This window comes from Lichenihabitans sp. Uapishka_5, from assembly GCF_033947565.1.
GTDB lineage: Bacteria > Pseudomonadota > Alphaproteobacteria > Rhizobiales > Beijerinckiaceae > Lichenihabitans.
On record NZ_JARPVX010000026.1, the window covers coordinates 1 to 16011 of the forward strand.

Annotated in this window: 18 protein-coding genes; 13 read left to right on the forward strand and 5 right to left on the reverse strand. The window is 62.1% G+C overall.

From position 1 onward, the window contains the following. On the forward strand, window positions 1-671 hold a 671-nt coding region (locus P7D22_RS11360; protein ID WP_319934348.1), incomplete at its 5' end, for a Mov34/MPN/PAD-1 family protein. Between the two features lie 106 nt (window positions 672-777). Here the strand turns inward: P7D22_RS11360 and P7D22_RS11365 are convergent. After that, a complete protein-coding gene (locus P7D22_RS11365) occupies window positions 778-1371 on the reverse strand; it encodes a hypothetical protein (protein WP_319934349.1) in 594 nt (197 codons plus the stop codon). Between the two features lie 177 nt (window positions 1372-1548). On the opposite strand from P7D22_RS11365, the gene P7D22_RS11370 reads away from it, so the two are divergent. Both P7D22_RS11370 and P7D22_RS11375 read left to right on the forward strand, forming a co-directional pair. Then, on the forward strand, window positions 1549-2124 hold the full coding sequence (locus P7D22_RS11370) for a recombinase family protein (RefSeq protein WP_319934350.1): 576 nt from the start codon (window positions 1549-1551) through the stop codon (window positions 2122-2124). After that, on the forward strand, window positions 2124-2546 hold the full coding sequence (locus P7D22_RS11375; RefSeq protein ID WP_319934351.1) for a hypothetical protein: 423 nt from the start codon (window positions 2124-2126) through the stop codon (window positions 2544-2546). Before P7D22_RS11370 ends, P7D22_RS11375 begins: the two co-directional genes overlap by 1 nt. A gap of 115 nt (window positions 2547-2661) precedes the next feature. Here P7D22_RS11375 and P7D22_RS11380 read toward each other — a convergent pair whose 3' ends face one another. From P7D22_RS11380 to P7D22_RS11390, 3 genes are all read right to left on the reverse strand, one after another. Continuing rightward, the gene (locus tag P7D22_RS11380) at window positions 2662-3846 is read right to left on the reverse strand and encodes an MFS transporter (RefSeq protein WP_319934352.1); all 1185 of its coding nucleotides are present in this window, start codon (window positions 3844-3846) and stop codon (window positions 2662-2664) included. 112 nt (window positions 3847-3958) lie between these two features. Then, window positions 3959-4828, reverse strand: coding sequence for an SDR family oxidoreductase (locus tag P7D22_RS11385; protein ID WP_319934402.1), 870 nt, complete (start codon window positions 4826-4828; stop codon window positions 3959-3961). Window positions 4829-4853: 25 nt separating this feature from the next. Next, complete coding sequence (locus P7D22_RS11390) at window positions 4854-5510, reverse strand: O-methyltransferase (protein ID WP_319934403.1); 657 nt, start codon at window positions 5508-5510, stop codon at window positions 4854-4856. A gap of 93 nt (window positions 5511-5603) precedes the next feature. Here P7D22_RS11390 and P7D22_RS11395 point away from each other — a divergent pair, with 93 nt between their 5' ends. The 9 genes from P7D22_RS11395 (at window position 5604) to P7D22_RS11435 (ending at window position 14231) form a co-directional block, all read left to right on the forward strand. Then, a complete protein-coding gene (locus tag P7D22_RS11395) occupies window positions 5604-6230 on the forward strand; it encodes a TetR family transcriptional regulator (RefSeq protein ID WP_319934353.1) in 627 nt (208 codons plus the stop codon). 224 nt (window positions 6231-6454) lie between these two features. Further along, on the forward strand, window positions 6455-7243 hold the full coding sequence (locus tag P7D22_RS11400) for an alpha/beta fold hydrolase (RefSeq protein ID WP_319934354.1): 789 nt from the start codon (window positions 6455-6457) through the stop codon (window positions 7241-7243). A gap of 43 nt (window positions 7244-7286) precedes the next feature. After that, window positions 7287-8387 carry a PAS domain-containing sensor histidine kinase gene (locus P7D22_RS11405; protein WP_319934355.1) on the forward strand — a complete coding sequence of 367 codons (1101 nt, stop codon included), beginning with the start codon at window positions 7287-7289 and terminating at the stop codon, window positions 8385-8387. A gap of 276 nt (window positions 8388-8663) precedes the next feature. Next, window positions 8664-10073 carry a sensor histidine kinase gene (locus P7D22_RS11410; protein WP_319934356.1) on the forward strand — a complete coding sequence of 470 codons (1410 nt, stop codon included), beginning with the start codon at window positions 8664-8666 and terminating at the stop codon, window positions 10071-10073. Then, a complete protein-coding gene (locus tag P7D22_RS11415; RefSeq protein WP_319934357.1) occupies window positions 10070-10435 on the forward strand; it encodes a response regulator in 366 nt (121 codons plus the stop codon). Before P7D22_RS11410 ends, P7D22_RS11415 begins: the two co-directional genes overlap by 4 nt. Window positions 10436-10745: 310 nt before the next feature. Continuing rightward, on the forward strand, window positions 10746-11198 hold the full coding sequence (tnpA, locus tag P7D22_RS11420; RefSeq protein WP_319934358.1) for an IS66-like element accessory protein TnpA: 453 nt from the start codon (window positions 10746-10748) through the stop codon (window positions 11196-11198). After that, window positions 11198-11551: an IS66 family insertion sequence element accessory protein TnpB gene (tnpB, locus tag P7D22_RS11425; RefSeq protein ID WP_319934359.1), complete on the forward strand. Its 354-nt coding sequence runs from the start codon at window positions 11198-11200 to the stop codon at window positions 11549-11551. Before tnpA ends, tnpB begins: the two co-directional genes overlap by 1 nt. A gap of 51 nt (window positions 11552-11602) precedes the next feature. Further along, window positions 11603-13198 carry an IS66 family transposase gene (tnpC, locus tag P7D22_RS11430; protein WP_319934360.1) on the forward strand — a complete coding sequence of 532 codons (1596 nt, stop codon included), beginning with the start codon at window positions 11603-11605 and terminating at the stop codon, window positions 13196-13198. A 14-nt stretch (window positions 13199-13212) separates the two neighbouring features. Continuing rightward, a protein-coding gene (locus P7D22_RS11435) for an IS630 family transposase (RefSeq protein WP_319934404.1) occupies window positions 13213-14231 on the forward strand; the annotation gives its coding sequence in 2 pieces (ribosomal slippage) (window positions 13213-13663 and window positions 13663-14231; 1020 coding nt in all). 142 nt (window positions 14232-14373) lie between these two features. Here the strand turns inward: P7D22_RS11435 and P7D22_RS11440 are convergent. Next, a complete protein-coding gene (locus P7D22_RS11440; protein ID WP_319934361.1) occupies window positions 14374-15579 on the reverse strand; it encodes a sensor histidine kinase in 1206 nt (401 codons plus the stop codon). Between the two features lie 202 nt (window positions 15580-15781). Here P7D22_RS11440 and P7D22_RS11445 point away from each other — a divergent pair, with 202 nt between their 5' ends. After that, entirely contained in the window at window positions 15782-15997 is a 216-nt protein-coding gene (locus tag P7D22_RS11445) for a type II toxin-antitoxin system ParD family antitoxin (protein ID WP_319934362.1), read from the forward strand. Window positions 15998-16011: the final 14 nt, after the last annotated feature.

A 16011-nucleotide genomic window follows, 5' to 3' on the forward strand; every position in this document is an offset into this window, starting at 1 on the left:
AGCCGGGCACTGTGATGGCCTCATCAGCTACACCACGTCAGGGGACACGATCCGGCACCCTCACTTTCCCGATGCCCGACAGCCGGCTGAGCACATTCGCGGCCGGGCTTGCGGAGGCCGTGCACCGCCGATTGATCAGTCGGGAAGCGTCGCTGCCGGGCCATATCGATCTGGGCCACATCCTCTCAGACGGGCTCTCCCAAATTTGGCAGTCGGTCGACATAGATCCGATGATCGCCTTCGCAGTAGGCGACCGGCATGTGCGCGTCAGCGCGCGGGTCGACGTGCTCATCAGGGAAAGGATTGCAGCGCGGCCCGGGGTAGAAACCGGCGGCGTTATTGTCGGCCGCTACGTTCAGGCGTCCGAGACCTTTCAGGTCGTTGACCTGATCGAGGCGCCACCGGACAGCATCTTCACCGCAGAGCGGTTCACGCTTGGCACCCAGGGCCTTCGGCCAGCTATTGCCCGATTGATGCGGGAAGCCGGCGGCTCACTTCATGTGCTTGGCACCTGGCACAACCACCTGATGCCAAGTGGACCCTCAAGGCTGGACGCAGCAACAGCAGCGCGCCTGGCGCTGCGCCAGTTCTATCCTGCGCTGATGCTGATCGCGCACCCAGAAGGCTATTCGGCTTTGATCAGCGAAGTGGCCGAGTTGGCAGGCCAATGATCGACCAGGCCTAATCGACAGTATGGCTGTAAGCAGAGAGGACCTGCCGACCATAAGCAGCGTAGTACTTTATGAACCGGCCAAACATCCCCACAGCAAACACGATCTACGTCGAAAGCAGAACCAGATCGAGCGTCATGTGGTCCCTGTGATATTTCAAGGCGAGCATGGGCGTGGCGATGATCGCCACAAAGCAGATGTTCCGGCAAAAGCCATAGCTGTTGATAAAGCTGTCGAGTCGCTTGGCTGAGTCTTCCTGCCCGCGGGCCGCTGGAAAAGCGACCTGGAAGACGGCTTCCGCGTCGAGATCGTCGACGTTTACTTTCAATTTGGTAGCAGCAGCCTTTTTGATCCTGTTCTGCACCGCCGATGAAAGCGGCGCATATTCGCGATTGGCAAAGAGCCACGCCACGACGTGTTCCCGCCAGCGGCGCTTGCCGATCCCTAAAGCGACTGTTGCCGGCGAGCGCAGCCAGACCCTGGCCAGCAGGAACTCGACGACTGCAGAAGAAGGGGCGGCGCAGATTTGGCCGAGCACATAAGCCACTACAGTCCAGAAAACACCCTGAACGACAGTCCACTCAGTGCGGCCAACCAGAACTCCTCCCGTATAGCAGTAATCGACTGCCGCGATCAGGAACATGCCCGAAGCCACGAAAGCATAAAATTCGTAATCGGTGAGAGGGAACCACTCGCGCATGCATGATCCTAACACAGTCCAGGTTGTCCGTGGGGCTGCCTATCTGTCGGGAAAACGACCCTTTTCCAGACATATCCTGCTGGTTGCGCCCGATACCCAAAAAGCAGGCTGTAAATGTCTGGAAAGCGTGTCTATTTTTCTATTGTATGATAAACGGTAATATTGCAGAATACGGACATGCTTATCGGCTATGCCCGTGTTTCAACTGCCGACCAGAACCTCGACCTGCAGCGTGACGCGCTTCGCAAGGCCGGGTGCGAACGCATTTTCGAAGAGAAGAAGTCTGGCAAGGCTCGGACCAGCCGGCCGGAATACGAAGCTGCGCTCGCGTTCCTCCGTCCCGATGACATCCTGGTGGTGTGGAAGCTCGACCGCCTCGGTCGCTCGCTCGTCGAGATGATGCGTACCCTCGACACGCTGCGCCGTGATGGTGTCCGGTTTCAGAGCCTGACAGAACACTTCGACAGCGAAACAGCCCATGGGCGCTTCGCCCTGCAGGTCCACGGTGCCATGGCCGAGTATTTCCTCGACCTCAACCGCGAACGCACCATGGAAGGCCTGAAGGCCGCGCTTGCCCGTGGTCGGAAAGGTGGGCGGCGGAAGAAGCTCACCGAGGCAGACCTGGCCGCAGCGCGGGCCATGCTGAAGGACCACACTATCTCGGTGGCCGAGATCGCGCGCCGCCTCGATGTCACCCGAGGGACTTTCTACCAGTATTTCCCGGCTGCGCGCCGCCAGGCAGGAGGGGCCTGATGCCGATCCGCCCACACCTCAAATACCTGTACCCGATCGACTGGCAGCAGCTCTCTGCAGTGATCCGCTTCGAACGGGCTAAGGGGCGCTGCGAAGGCTGCGGTCGCCCACACGGCATGACGGTGCGCCACCTCGGCGACGGTAGATGGTACGACGAGGAACGGGCGCACTGGCGCTGCGGAAAGGGCAGAACGCTTCCACGGCTGTCTATCGACCCGGAGCAGGGGACCACCACGACCGTCTATCTCGCAACGGCGCACTTGGATCACGATCCGGTCAACAGCAGCCCGAGGAACCTGAAAGCCCTCTGCCAGCGGTGCCACATGCTGCACGATCGTGAAGAGCATCACCGGCAGCGATGGTTGACGCTCCGCATGCGCAAGGCGCTCGGCGACCTGTTCTCCGGGCCATACCGCCCATAAGCTAAGGGTCCTGCACCGAGCATTTGCACCGGCTAAGCCTATGACAGAGTAGGGCCGTCAGGTTGGTGCATCGGTCTTAAGTGATGCACCATGAAGGGAGGCTGCTTTCCTGCCATCAAGCTGGCGCGATGAGTACTGCTCGATGAAGTCGCAAGGTCAAGGTCATAGCCAGCAAGGCTGCCACGCCGCCGACCAAGAACACGGTCGAGTAACTGGTCTTGTCGGCCAGCAACCCGACAAGCGGGCCCGACGCGCCATATGCCAAATCCTGGAAGATCACGAAGCCGCCGATCGCGGTGCCCCTGAGGTGCGGTGGCACTCGCTTCACCACGTTCGCTCCCATGGCCGGAAACACCATGGAGCAGCCTAGCCCGGTCAGCAGGGCACCGGCCAATGCCATTAAGGGAGTGTATGCCTGCCAGAGCAAGAACTGACCGCAGGCCTCGACCCCGAGCGATACAAGCGCCACTGGTGTCCCGCCGATCCGATCAGGCAAATGACCGCAAAGCAGGCGAACAGCAACGAACCCCAGACCGAAGCATGTCAGGCCCAAACCGGCATAGGGCCAGCCTCGGCTCAGAAAATACAGCGAGAAGAACGCACCGAGGACCGCGAAACCGACACCCTGGAAGCCCACGACGGTACCGGGCTGCCAGATCTGGCCGATGATCCGCCAGAACGACTCGCGACGGCCTGGGCTCGGAGCGACCGCAGGGATCGCCTGGATCGCGAGCAGGCCGATCAGCGGCAGCAGCGTGCAGGCCGCCATGACGCCGGCGAAGCCAGTCCGTCCAAGCAGTATCATGCCGAGCGGGCCGCCGACCGCGAATGAGCCGTACATGCCGGCACCGACCAAAGCCATGACGCGTCCCGTCTGGGGCTGCCCCATCAGGCCGATGGCCCAGCTGATCATGCCCACCATGGCAAGGCTTTCGCCGAGTCCTACCAGCAGCCGCCCGGCAATCAACACCGTATAGGCGGTCAAGTTGGGCAACGTGCCCCAGCTCGACGTCAAGCAGATCACGCACGCGACGGCATAGATCAAGAGGCCGCGCTGCATGCAGAGCTTGCCGCCGATGCGGTCGCTCAGGCCGCCGGCGATGCCCCGGGTCAGGATGGTGGACAGGAATGCGATGCCGATCGCCAGGCCACCCGCCGCGTTCGGCAGGCCAAGATGCTGGACCACATGCACCGGCACGGCAGGCAGTGACATGGCCACGGTCAGATAGGAAAGGAACAGTGCGCCGGTCAGGGCCACGACCTGCCGGTAGGCTGCACGGGATTGTTCGGGGAAACTCATGGCGACGCTTCCTTGATTTGATGACCGACTAGGGTCGGGCTCCTACCCCTGCCGGCTCTGGTGGAGGCGTTGGCTGACGTGAACGCTTACGGCGGTCGTGGATGGACCTGCTTTACCCTGCGTAGTAGCGGTCGTCGTCCAGCTCGCCGATCAGATCCGGCCCGGTCGGCTGCCAGCCGAGCGCCGCACGGGTCCGGGCGGCGGAGACGCTCATGTCGGCGCGGGCCATCATGGCGAACCAGCCGAAATGTTCCTGCTCCCGCGACTCGACCGGCAAGCCCAGACGACGACCGATGACGCTCGCGATGTCCTTGAACGGCACGGCCTCTTCCGCCACGGCATGGTAGACGGGCTCCGTCACGCCCGTTTCGAGCGCGAGGCGGTACACGCGGGCGGCGTCCAGGCGATGCACGCCGGCCCAGCAGTTAGCCCCCTCTTCGATGTAGGCCGACACGCCCTTCTCCCGCGCGGTCCGGATCAGGATCGGCATGAAGCCATGGGTTTCGCCGACACCGTGAACCGACGGCGCCAGCCGGATCGTGGCCACCCGCTGGCCACGCTCGGCCAGGCTGCGAGCCGCCTGCTCGGATTTGCGCGGTGAGGCGTCGGCAGCCATGTCGGCCTCGGTCGCACCACGCTTCAGGCCGGAAAGGCCCGATGTCACCAACAAAGGCCGGTCGGAGCCATGCAGGGCATCGCCGAGGACCTCGATGACACGCCGATCCTGCAGAGCGTTTTCAGCGAAGCGGGAAAAGTCGTGGTTGAATGCCGTGTGGATCACGGCATCGGCGGCGTTCGCGGCTTCGTGCAACGCCGCGTGGTCGTCGAGGCTAGCGTGCACAACCCTTGCGCCTGTCGCAGCTAAGACTTCGCCTTTATCCGCTGAACGGGACAAGCCCGTAACCTGATGCCCGGCCGCGAGCAGGTCGGCGACGATGGCTGAGCCGACCCAGCCAGTCGCGCCTGTGACGAAGATATGCATGGTAGTTCCTCCTTTGTTGATGTGTTCAGTCGGTGCGCAGGGACAGTTCGACGTCATCGCCGAACGACAGGGATACGTAGCCTCCGCCCGTTGACCGCACGCGCGCCAGGTAGTCCGGGTTCTGGTCGGCATCGTCAGCGATGATCAGCGCCCCTGGCCGCAGTCGGGACTCCAGGAGATCAAGGATTTCACCGTAAAGCGCCTTGGCCCCGTCAAGCAGGAGCAGGTCGATCGTTGCCGGCAGGTTCTGCGCAAGGGTCTGCAGCGCGTCGCCCTCGCGCACATCGACAAGATCGGCCAACCCAGCTTCTTCAAGGTTGCGACGGGCACGCGCCACCTTGGAGGGCTCGAACTCGGTGGTGATCAGGCGACCGCCACCATTGTCGCGGAGGGCCGCGGCTAGGTAGAGGGTCGAGATGCCGAACGACGTGCCGAACTCGACGATTGACGTTGCTTGGCTGTTGCGCGCCATCAGGTAAAGCAGCGATCCGGTCTCGCGCGACACCGGTAGCCACAGATCCTTCACTAGGCTGTAGAATTGCAGGTATTCGGTCTTGCTCTTCAGGAGGCGATTACGCTCGTCCTTGGGCATGGACTTGAGTGCCGGGCTGGTTGCGGCATCGGCTTCCGAGAATAGGTGATCGAGCAACAGTGCCAGAGGTTTCGAAGTCAGAGTATTCATCGCATTCATCCGTTCAAAGGCTTGTTCTTGGCTCCCCCTTAAAATACGATCAATAGCTCACATTTACTAATCGCGTTTGCTGGAGCCTGAACGGTGCCATCTGACAAGCCACTAATTTCTCAAAGGAAAAAACCGAAGCAGGCGCGCTCTTCATGCTTGGTGACGGCCATTCTGGACGCGGCGGCTCAGGTTTTGGCGCAAGAAGGCGCACACCGTTTTACAACGGCGCGCGTGGCCGAACGGGCAGGCGTCAGCATCGGGTCGCTTTACCAGTATTTCCCGAACAAGGCCGCCATCCTGTTTCGCCTGCAGAGCGAGGAGTGGCAGGAAACATCGACGATGATGCGCGATATCCTCGCTGATGCGGGGCAGCTTCCGCTCGATCGCCTTCGGGCCCTCGTCCATGCCTTTCTCTCGTCGGAGTGCCAGGAAGCGAAGATGCGCATTGCCCTTAGCGATGCTGCGCCGCTGTATCGCGATGCACCCGAAGCGCAATCGAAGCGCGCCGAAGGTGACGCGATGTTCAGCGACTTCATCGAGGAGGTCTTGCCCGTATCCTCAGCTGCGACGCGCGTTTTGGCGGCTGACCTCGTCCTGAACACGATGGGCGAAGTGGGCAAAAGTTTTTCAGACGGAGAGCGATCGGTAGAAGAAATCGCAGCCTACGCTGACGCCATGGCCGACATGTTTTGCGCCTACCTCACTCAGATCGAAGCGTAAGTCACGGTTGGTGCGCCAGTCTTGAGATATGCAACGCGGTCTTATGCGTGTGGCGCTCATCAGCAGGATCAGAGAGTTAACGTGGACATGGTGCCTCGCGGAGAGGAGGTCTTTGCACAGCGCTAACATCCTTGGCTCGGCAGATAGATTTTTGGTATGTCAATGACGAGGGCGGCTCGCGATACGCAAATCTGCGTTATCCGGCGAGCCTCCGCAGAGGTTGGATGTCGAGTGGTCGAAGAAATAACGTCCGGGTAAAGGGAAGCGGGGTGCGAACGATCGTTTTCGCGCATGGCTATGGCTGCGACCAGAATATGTGGCGGTTCGTGGCCCCTTCGTTTGAAGAGGATTTTCGCGTCGTGGCGTTCGATCATGTCGGAGCAGGCAGTTCCGACATCGAGGCGTATGACCCCGCCAAATACGCGTCTTTGTCCGGCTACGTCGACGACCTCATAGAGATCGGCCGGGACTTTGGGCTCAAGGATGCAATTTTCGTCGGCCACTCCGTAAGCACAATGATCGGAATTCTGGCGTCTCTCAAAGCGCCAGGCCTGTTCGGCCGCCTCGTGCTGGTCAGCCCTTCGCCACGCTATATCAATGACGTGAACTACTCGGGCGGTTTCGATGCCGAGCAAATCGACGAACTGCTGGAGTTCCTCGGTCGCAATCACATGGGATGGTCGGCCACCATGGCTCCGGTTATCATGGGGAATGCCGATCGGCCCGAACTCAGCGAGGAACTGACAGCCAGCTTCTGCCGGATGGATCCGGAGATCGCCCGCAACTTTGCGCGTGTCACTTTCACGTCGGACAACCGGCAGGACCTCGAAAAGGTAGCGGTCCCGACGCTGATCCTTCAATGCCAGGAGGACAGCATAGCGCCCATACAGGTTGGCGAGTACGTCCACAGCCATATACCCGGCAGCCGCATCGTCTACCTCAATGCGACCGGACACTGCCCCAATTTGAGCGCGCCCGAGGAAGTCATCGGGGCGATCCGCGCCTTTGTCTAACGCCAGCCATAATGCACCTGGAGGCGCACCAATCGAGGATTTTGTGGACCTCTACGAACAAGCCCCGGTTGGCTATCTGTCGATACATACCGACGGCCTGATCATTCAGGTAAACGAGACGCTCGCAAGCTGGAGCGGTTACGCAAAGACAGACCTTCTCGGCAGACGTTTCGCGAGCCTGCTCACCGTCGGCACGCGCATATTTTACGAAACCAATGTGGCCCCGCTGCTGAGGATGCAGGGCGGGTTTAGCGAAATGGCACTCGAACTGCGGACCGCCGATGGTCACGTCCTTCCTGTCTTCGCTCATGCACAGCTGCAACAAAACGATACCGACAGGCTTCCGATCATTCGGCTCGCGCTGACCAAGGCGCTCGATCGAAGGCGCTACGAGCAGGAGCTTCTGGAAGCGCGTGCCGCTGCCAAGGTGGCCGAAGCCCGAACACAAACCCTACTGGAGAGCGAGCGCGAAATCGCCCAGTTGCGCGAGGAGTTCATAGCCGTCCTCGGCCATGATCTGCGCAATCCTCTCGCCTCGATCGGGGGTGGCCTGAACCTCCTGAAGCGGGACGTGACGCCCGAACGTCGAGCGCTCATCCTCGATATGCTCGAAGGCAGCGTCTTTCGAATGGGAACGCTCATCGACAACGTGCTGGATTTTGCGCGCGGCCGTCTCGGCGCGGGCATCCCGCTCGATCTCCGGATCGACGTCGCTCTGACACCGATCCTCGAACAGGTCGTGTCTGAACTGCGCCTCGGCAACAGCGGCCGCGCCATCGAAACCGATTTCGATCTGCCCGCGCCGATCAGATGCGATCCCTCGCGGATCGGCCAGCTTGTATCCAACCTGCTTGGCAACGCCCTGACTCATGGGGAGGCCGGACAGCCCGTCCAAGTTCATGCCGATCAGAGCGACGGGGTATTGACGATCTGGATCGCCAATGCGGGCGAGCCTATTCCGCCTCAGGCCATGGAGCGGCTGTTCCACCCATTTTTCCGGGGCGAGGTCCGAAGCAGCCTGCAAGGCCTCGGCCTCGGTCTGCATATCGCGTCCGAAATCGCTAAGGCGCATGGGGGGACTCTCGGGGTAGACTCCACCCACGAAGCAACCCGTTTCACGTTCCGAATGCCGCTTCTCGCCTGATCCATGGCGCCATACTGCTCAAATCGTTCCTCTTTGAGCGAATGATTGTATGCAACCCAGGCTATCTGTGCTCCGCACCAATCTTGATTTGGTCAACGGTAAGCGCCGCTTAGCAACAGCCGACGGTGGGTTTTTCCCAGTGATGACGCTTCGAGGGTGGCCGCAGGCGCACGGCAATCTAAGTTAGATCGAACGTCGGGTAGCGAACGTGCATGATCGAGTGACGCAGGCCCCTCTCCCCAGTACGGGCTTGGCAAAACGCCAGGAAGGAAGTTGATGACACTGCACGAAGCTGATGCCAGCGCCGCCACGAAGGCGGCTTTCAACGCCGAAGTAGCCGGTCGTTTTGGGCTTGTGCCAAATTTCTTCCAGAGCGCTTCAGAGGCGCCTGGCCTGATCGCCGAGCTCTGGGGCTTCGCCAAGTCGGCCTACATTTTCAACCCGCTGCCTTCCCTCTTCAAAGAAAGGCTGTTCGTCCACGTCTCGCGCTTCTGTGAGGTGCGGTACTGCATCGTCCGACACGTCGGGTTCCTCGTCGGCAACGGTCAGCCCGCCGGTGATCCCAAAGCACACCCGCAGACCGTAGACGACGTCGTCGAGCTGCTGCGGAAGCCTGGCGTGCCGGACGCCGGGACCCTGGACGCCATCCTGCTTCGCCTCGAAGCCCGCAACTCGCCTTTCGGCGTGCCGGAAGCGGGCACCCAGGAGGAGTTCGACATCTTTGCGGCCGCCAGCATCGTCTTCCTGCATCCGACGGCTTCGGAGCGTGCACGCGGTGCCCTGCGGGCTGCGCTCGGTGCTCAGACACTCGAATTCCTGACGGCTTTCCTGGCCTTCATCCGGACGGCTCACTACTGGACGGAAACCCACCCCGACATCGTGTTCGAGGAAGATATGGAGGAACTCATGCGGCTGCATGAGGAACTCGCCTCACTCATGCTGGACACCAAGGACGCAGCCCGGACTGAGGTCGGGCAACGGCTTTACGACGAGGTGATCCTGCTGCGTCAGGAACGGGATGACCGCGTGGCGCTCAGGAAGTCGCTTGCAGAAAACCAGGAGGCCAGGCGCCACCAGCAGTTGCTGATCAATGAGCTGAACCACCGCGTTAAAAACACGCTGGCAATCATCCAGTCGATCGCGATGCAGACCCTTCGCGACGAGGACATCACGCCGCAGATCCGGGAAGCATTCATGGCACGGCTGATGGCTCTCGCCGATGCGCACGACGTCCTGACGGCCGAAAGCTGGGATGGCGCCGAGCTGGACGCCGTCATCACAAAGGCCGCGATTATTCATCAGGCTGCCGGCGGGAACAGCCGTTTCCGGCTTTCCGGGCCACCGATCCGCCTGACACCAAAAACGGCCGTGGCTTTGTCGATGGCCTTCCACGAACTTGCGACAAACGCTGCCAAATATGGCGCGTTGTCTGTGTCGACAGGCAAGGTCGACGTCGACTGGTCCCTGGAGAAGTCGGAAGCGGGAGACCGGTTGAGCTTGTGTTGGACGGAGCGTGCCGGCCCTTATGTCATGGGCCCGGCCCGCAAAGGCTTCGGATCGCGCCTCATCGAACGCGGGCTCGCGGGTGAACTCGCCGGAGATGCCACGCTCGACTTTCGACCCGATGGGCTCGTCTGCACGATCCACGCCCCCTACCCATTCGAAACGGAGATCATCCAGGCGTGACAGACGCGTACCGAGTGCTCGTCGTCGAAGACGAGATGATGGTCGCCATGCTCGTCGAGGACATGCTCGTCGAGATGGGTTACCGCGTGGTTGGACCGGCCTATCGCCTGAGCGATGGGCTACGCCTGGCGCAGAGCGAGACGATCGACTTCGCCGTCCTCGACGTGAACCTCAATGGTGCGAGATCTTTCCCAATCGCGGCCGTGCTTGTCGATCGCGGCATCCCGTTCGTGTTCGCGACCGGCTACGGCTACAGCGGCGTCGAGTTGGAATATCCTGGCGTTCCGGTCATCTCTAAGCCATTTACATTAGGCAGGCTCAACGATGCCTTGACAAAGGCCGAAGAAGTCCGCGAAACCTGAAAGCGCTCCTGCTAAGACTGTCAGATGCTTCACGAGCGCGAGCAACACATTGACAGATTGCTTACGCCCCGCATGCGCAGGCACTAATACCAGCGAGTGGCGAGCGTGACTCCTGGGGTTTTCAGGCGGCCTGAAGTCTGAATCATCATGGCAACGGAGATTGCCATGGCGACGCCCATCCCCCTTCGCGATGATTTCGACGGCTTGAGGCTTCGTGGGCTGGCGCGGGGTAAGCGTGACTGGACGGCCGCCTACCGTGTTTTGGTTTGGCCTGGGATAGGTGTCCACCTGATGTCGAGGTGGACACCTAATGGAAGCGAGCAGCGGGAAGCGACGCGTTTGGCCTGCTGAGGAGCGACAACGGATTGTTGCTGAAGCAATGGCGCCGAACGCGTCGGTTGCGGCGGTTGCCTTGCAGCATGGGGTCAACGCGAATCTTCTGTTTAAGTGGATCAGCCGCTCGCGCCAGGGCTTACTTGATCGGCGTCGGGGTCTTCGCCTCGGGAAGGAAGGCACGATAGCTGGCCGGGTGCCGGTGTTCGTTCCGGTGGAGATCGTCGACCCGTCGGCACCGGCTCCGACCCTGTTGCCGCAGCTGCACAAGAAGGCCAGGCGCCCGGCGTCGCTGACACAACAGCCTGGTCGAGGCCGCCCGCAGGGTGCGATGGAAATCGCACTCCCGAACGGCGTCCGGTTATCGCTTGATAGCGACATCGCTCCCGAGGCTTTGCGGGGCATCCTGTCGACCTTGGTCGGTCTCTGATGCTGACGATCGCGCCGGGGCTGAAGGTCTATCTCGCCTGCAAGCCGGTCGACATGCGCCGCGGCTTCGACGGGCTGGCGGCCGATGTGGCGCAGGTGCTGCGCGCCGACCCGTATTCTGGCGCCGTGTTCATCTTCCGGAGCCGCCGCGGTGACTACCTGAAGATCCTGGCCTGGGATGGGTCCGGGCTGTGCCTTTTCGCAAAAAGATTGGAGCGGGGACGGTTCGTGTGGCCGCCGATCGTGGAGGGCGGCCTTCGTCTCACGGCCGCGCAAGCCGCCTTGTTGGTCGAAGGGATCGACTGGCGGCGCACGGTGGCGCCCGCTGAGGTCGCGGCACCCGCCCTGGCCTGAGATCGGCGCCATTTTCCTTTGCGGTCCAGACCCGTGTGATAGTCTCGGGCCATGTCGCGCATTACCACCGATCTGCCCGACGACCCTGCCGCGCTCCGCCGGTTCGCGAGCGGGTTGCAGCATGATCTCGTGGTGCTCGAAGCCACTGTCCAGGCCCAGACCCTGCTGGTCGAGAAGCTGAAGCACCAGCTCGCCCTGCTGCGGCGGGCGCGCTTCGGCCGCTCGTCGGAGAAGCTCGACGCGCAGGTCGAGCAACTCGAACTGTTGATTGGCGACATCGAGGAGAGCGCGGCCGAGGCGCAGGCCAGGATGGCTCGATCGGCAGCGCCTGTGCTTGTTGCGGTCGAGCGCAAGCCGTCCGTGCGCATGCCCTTGCCGTCCCACCTGCCGACCGAAACGATTATGCACGAGGCGCCTTGCGTCTGCCCGAACTGCGGCGGCACCGCGTTCGGCCGCATTGGCGCGGACGAGCGCGAGGTGCTGGAATACGTGCCCGCCCGCTTCCGCCGCATCCTGCACATCCGCCCGAAGATGACCTGCCGCGCCTGCGAAACGATCCTGCAGGCACCGATGCCAAGCCTGCCGATTGAAAAGGGGCGGCCTGGTCCGGGGCTCCTGGCGCACGTGGTTGTGTCGAAGTTCTGCGATCACCTTCCCCTGTACCGTCAATCCGAGATCTACGGCCGCGAAGGCGTCACCATCGATCGGTCGGTAATGGCGGGCTGGATGGGCCACGTTGCGGCGCTGCTCGCGCCCTTGGCCGAACGCATCGGCCGACATGTGCGCGCCGGCCCTGCGATCCACGCGGACGACACCACGGTCCCGGTGCTCGATCCTGGGCGCGGCAAGACGAAGACCGGCCGCCTATGGGTCGCGGTGCGCGACGAGCGGGGCTTCGGCTCCATGGCGCCGCGGGCGGCCGTCTACCTCTACTCGCCGGACCGAACGGCCCAGCATGCGCATGCGCTGCTAAAGGGCTGCCGCGGCCACCTGCATGCCGACGGTTACACGGGCTTCGGCAAGCTCTACGAACCCGATCCGCTGACCGGCGCGCCGGCGTCACTGATCGAGGTGGCGTGCTGGAGCCATGCGCGACGCAAGATCTACGACGTCCATGTCACGACGGCATCTCCCGCCGCCGAGCGCGCCCTGGCGCTGATCGGCGACCTGTTCGCGGTCGAGACCATCATCCGTGGTCGGCCGCCAGCCGAGCGGCAGCGCGCACGTGCCGAGCGGTCCACTCCGATCCTGGACACGCTGAAGGTTCACCTGGAAGCGACGCTGACCAGGATCAGCGGCAAGAGCCCCTTCGCCAAGGCGATCCGCTATGCGACGTCACGATGGCCGGCGCTGACGCGCTTCGTTGGTGACGGAAGTCTCGAACCCTCGAACAACGCCGCGGAACGGGCTATCAGGCCGCTCACCTTGGGCCGGAAAAACTATCTGTTCGCCGGTTCCGACGAGGGCGGCCGCCGCGCCGCGACCTTCTACACCTTGATCAGCACGGCCCGCCTGAACGGCGTCGACCCTCAGGCTTGGCTGACCGACGTCATCGGTCGCATCGCCGACCATCCCATGAGCCGGCTCGACGACCTGCTCCCCTGGACTTGGACCGCCAGCCGACCGCCTCAGGCTCAAGCCGCGTAGCCCGCCGCGGCCATCTGCTCACGCTTACGGCGCGGGCCACGAAGGATGCGGATCAGGCGCGTCGGCTTTTGGCACTGGCGGCGATCTATGACGGCGGGACGCGCAACGAAGCGGCGATGGTTGGCCACGTCACGCTTCAAATCGTGCGCGACTGGGTGGTGCGGTTCAATGCACGCGGTCCGGACGGGCTCATCAGTGGCCGCGCCCCGGGTAGCCGGCCGAAGCTGGGCGAGATGGAGCGGCAAGCCCTGGCCCGGATGGTGGAAAGCGGCCCAATCCCGGCGATCCACGGCGTGGTGCGCTGGCGGCGCAAGGACCTCGTAGCCTGGATCTTCGGGGAATACGGCATCTCGCTCGACGAGACGACGGTAGGACGCGAGTTGAAGGCGCTTGGCTTTGCCAAGCTGTCGGCCCGCCCGCGCCATCATGCCCAGAACGAACTCAAGGTAGACGCTTTTAAAAAGGCTTCCCAGCCGAGCTGGTGGCCATCCAGGCCAAGCTCCCGCGCGGGACCGAGATCGAGATCTGGTGGCAGGACGAAGCTCGTATAGGGCAGAAGAACAAGATCACGCGGCGATGGGCTCGCCGGGGAACGCGGCCGTCGGCGCCCCAGGATCAGCGCACCATGTGGGCGTACATCTTTGGAGCGATCTGCCCAAAGAAGGGCAAGGGCGCCGGCCTCGTCCTGCCCTACTGCGACACAGGCGCGATGAACCGGCACCTGGCCGAGATCTCTACCACCGTCGATCCGGGCGCTCACGCGATCCTCATCCTCGACCAAGCCGGGTGGCACGCGACCCCTAAGCTCACCGTGCCCGACAACATCACGCTGCTCTTCTTGCCCCCGCGAGCCCCCGAGCTCAATCCGCAGGAGAACATCTGGCAGTTCATGCGCGACAACTGGCTGTCAAACCGCATCTTCGCCGACTACGACGACATCGTCGGCCGATGCTGCGAGGCCTGGAACAAGCTCATCGACCAGCCCTGGATCATCATGTCCATCGGATTGCGCGACTGGGCCCATGCGTTCTGATCAGTGCACGTTGGTATAATAGCGCAGCCGTCCGGCTGGTTCATCAATCTTGAGTGATGCACCAGCGAACTGTTGGTCATTGAGCACCAGCAGCCTCACGGAGGCGAGCATCAGGCCTGCCCCGGCGGTCAGCGATCTTTTCTCACACCGGGTCCAATGCCGGTTCGGAGTTGAACCTGGGAAACCGCACGGTGAAGGTGGTGCCTTGCTGTTCTGACGAGCTGACCTGGATCGTACCGTTGTGGGCTACGACAATCTCATGGGTGATGTAGAGGCCCAGCCCTAAATTCATGGAAGCGTGCTGGTCGGTCGTCGCCGGTGCGCGGGTCAAGGGATTGAAGATCGTTCCGATCTTCTCCGGCGGGATTGGCACGCCTTGGTTGTTGATCATCAACGTGACTGCGTCACCGTCGCATGTGACGCCGACATCGATCGAGCCGTCCTTGAAGCCATACTGGATAGCGTTGCCGAGCAGGTTCGAAAACACCTGCCCAATACGGGCTTTGTCCCACTCCCCTTCGAGGTCTCCGGGCGGCACATCGAGCTTGATCGTCCGCAACGGATGCGCCGCCCGCATTTCGTCAACAAGCTGATGGGCGACGTAGCCGAAGTTCATGGCGGATCGGACGATCGGGAGCGAACCGCCGAACCGCGCGCGGGTAACATCCATGAGGTTGTCGATCAGGCCGCCGATACGTCGGGCGGAGTCGAACATGCCTCCTGCGAGCATCTCCTGTCGTTCATTGAGCGATCCCAAGCGCGGCATAAGTTCGGCTGACAATGTGATTGCCTGCACTGGGCTGCGCAGGTCATGCCCAAGGATGCCGATGAACAGATCCTTCGACCTCAGCACCTCGTCGGTATAGTAGGTCACCGACTCCGTCATGGCTTGGTCGATTGCCTCGTTGAACCTCGTCAGGTCATCGAAGTCCTTCTCATCCATGAGCGGGATTGTTCTCCTCCAGAGCTTGATTACGCTGGCTCGCAAGGCGCGGTACTCGGAAACCATCTGGCCGATGTTGAATCCGCCCGAGAGGCGCAGTGCGGCGTGGACCTCCGCAGCCGTGCTGGTCTTGGTGCGAACTTTTTTCCCCTTGGACTTGATCGTCTCTTCCTTCGGCGTCTGATCCGACTGAATGTCGGCGACGATGAATTGCAGGATTTGGCGGATATGGTCCCGCAACGCCAAAGGGGTCATGCCATCGGATGTCGGGGTCAACGTCCGCGCGAACTCCTCCCATTCGACGACGATCGGCTTGATATTCTGAGAGATGAAGGCGGGCAGGCGTCTGTCGCCTTCACGCTTTTGTTCGGTGGGCGCCGTCGAGTTTGGTTCTTCGTTCGGCATCCTGAAATCCCGTCATTCAGCGTATAAGGGCAACCCTGCTAGGCGTCGAAGGATCAATGCGATTTGCATCTCATGTCTCAAGGCCAAGCGATGACCCTTTGTGAAGGTACGCTACCGCTCCATCATGGCTGATGCGTCAGCCTAAGCGTCGCGTTATAGAGCAGACTTGTCGTATCTATTGTTATCGTTATAACTGTTGATCATGTCTCAGCGCAAGAATGTCTCGATCTCGTTGAGCGCCGAGCTCCATGCGGTCGTTGAACGCATGCTGGCTTCGGGGCGATACGGCAACTTCAGCGAAGTGGTCCGCGCGGCGCTCCGGTTGCTCGACGAACGAGAGTTGGATTTCCAAGACCATCGGGCGGCGCGCCAAGCCGCAAAAGCGCAGTCTGGGACACAAGGGCCGCTGAGCGCATGAACGACACCGGAGTT

What these genes read in the sequence shown, in the direction of transcription:
- P7D22_RS11365 (WP_319934349.1), bottom strand. Translation starts at nt 1,371, where the DNA reads ATGCGCGAGTGGTTCCCTCTCACCGATTACGAATTTTATGCTTTCGTG.
- P7D22_RS11370 (WP_319934350.1), top strand. Translation starts at nt 1,549, where the DNA reads ATGCTTATCGGCTATGCCCGTGTTTCAACTGCCGACCAGAACCTCGAC.
- P7D22_RS11375 (WP_319934351.1), top strand. Translation starts at nt 2,124, where the DNA reads ATGCCGATCCGCCCACACCTCAAATACCTGTACCCGATCGACTGGCAG.
- P7D22_RS11380 (WP_319934352.1), bottom strand. Translation starts at nt 3,846, where the DNA reads ATGAGTTTCCCCGAACAATCCCGTGCAGCCTACCGGCAGGTCGTGGCC.
- P7D22_RS11385 (WP_319934402.1), bottom strand. Translation starts at nt 4,828, where the DNA reads ATGCATATCTTCGTCACAGGCGCGACTGGCTGGGTCGGCTCAGCCATC.
- P7D22_RS11390 (WP_319934403.1), bottom strand. Translation starts at nt 5,510, where the DNA reads ATGAATACTCTGACTTCGAAACCTCTGGCACTGTTGCTCGATCACCTA.
- P7D22_RS11400 (WP_319934354.1), top strand. Translation starts at nt 6,455, where the DNA reads ATGTCGAGTGGTCGAAGAAATAACGTCCGGGTAAAGGGAAGCGGGGTG.
- P7D22_RS11410 (WP_319934356.1), top strand. Translation starts at nt 8,664, where the DNA reads ATGACACTGCACGAAGCTGATGCCAGCGCCGCCACGAAGGCGGCTTTC.
- tnpA (WP_319934358.1), top strand. Translation starts at nt 10,746, where the DNA reads ATGGAAGCGAGCAGCGGGAAGCGACGCGTTTGGCCTGCTGAGGAGCGA.
- tnpB (WP_319934359.1), top strand. Translation starts at nt 11,198, where the DNA reads ATGCTGACGATCGCGCCGGGGCTGAAGGTCTATCTCGCCTGCAAGCCG.
- tnpC (WP_319934360.1), top strand. Translation starts at nt 11,603, where the DNA reads ATGTCGCGCATTACCACCGATCTGCCCGACGACCCTGCCGCGCTCCGC.
- P7D22_RS11440 (WP_319934361.1), bottom strand. Translation starts at nt 15,579, where the DNA reads ATGCCGAACGAAGAACCAAACTCGACGGCGCCCACCGAACAAAAGCGT.
- P7D22_RS11445 (WP_319934362.1), top strand. Translation starts at nt 15,782, where the DNA reads ATGTCTCAGCGCAAGAATGTCTCGATCTCGTTGAGCGCCGAGCTCCAT.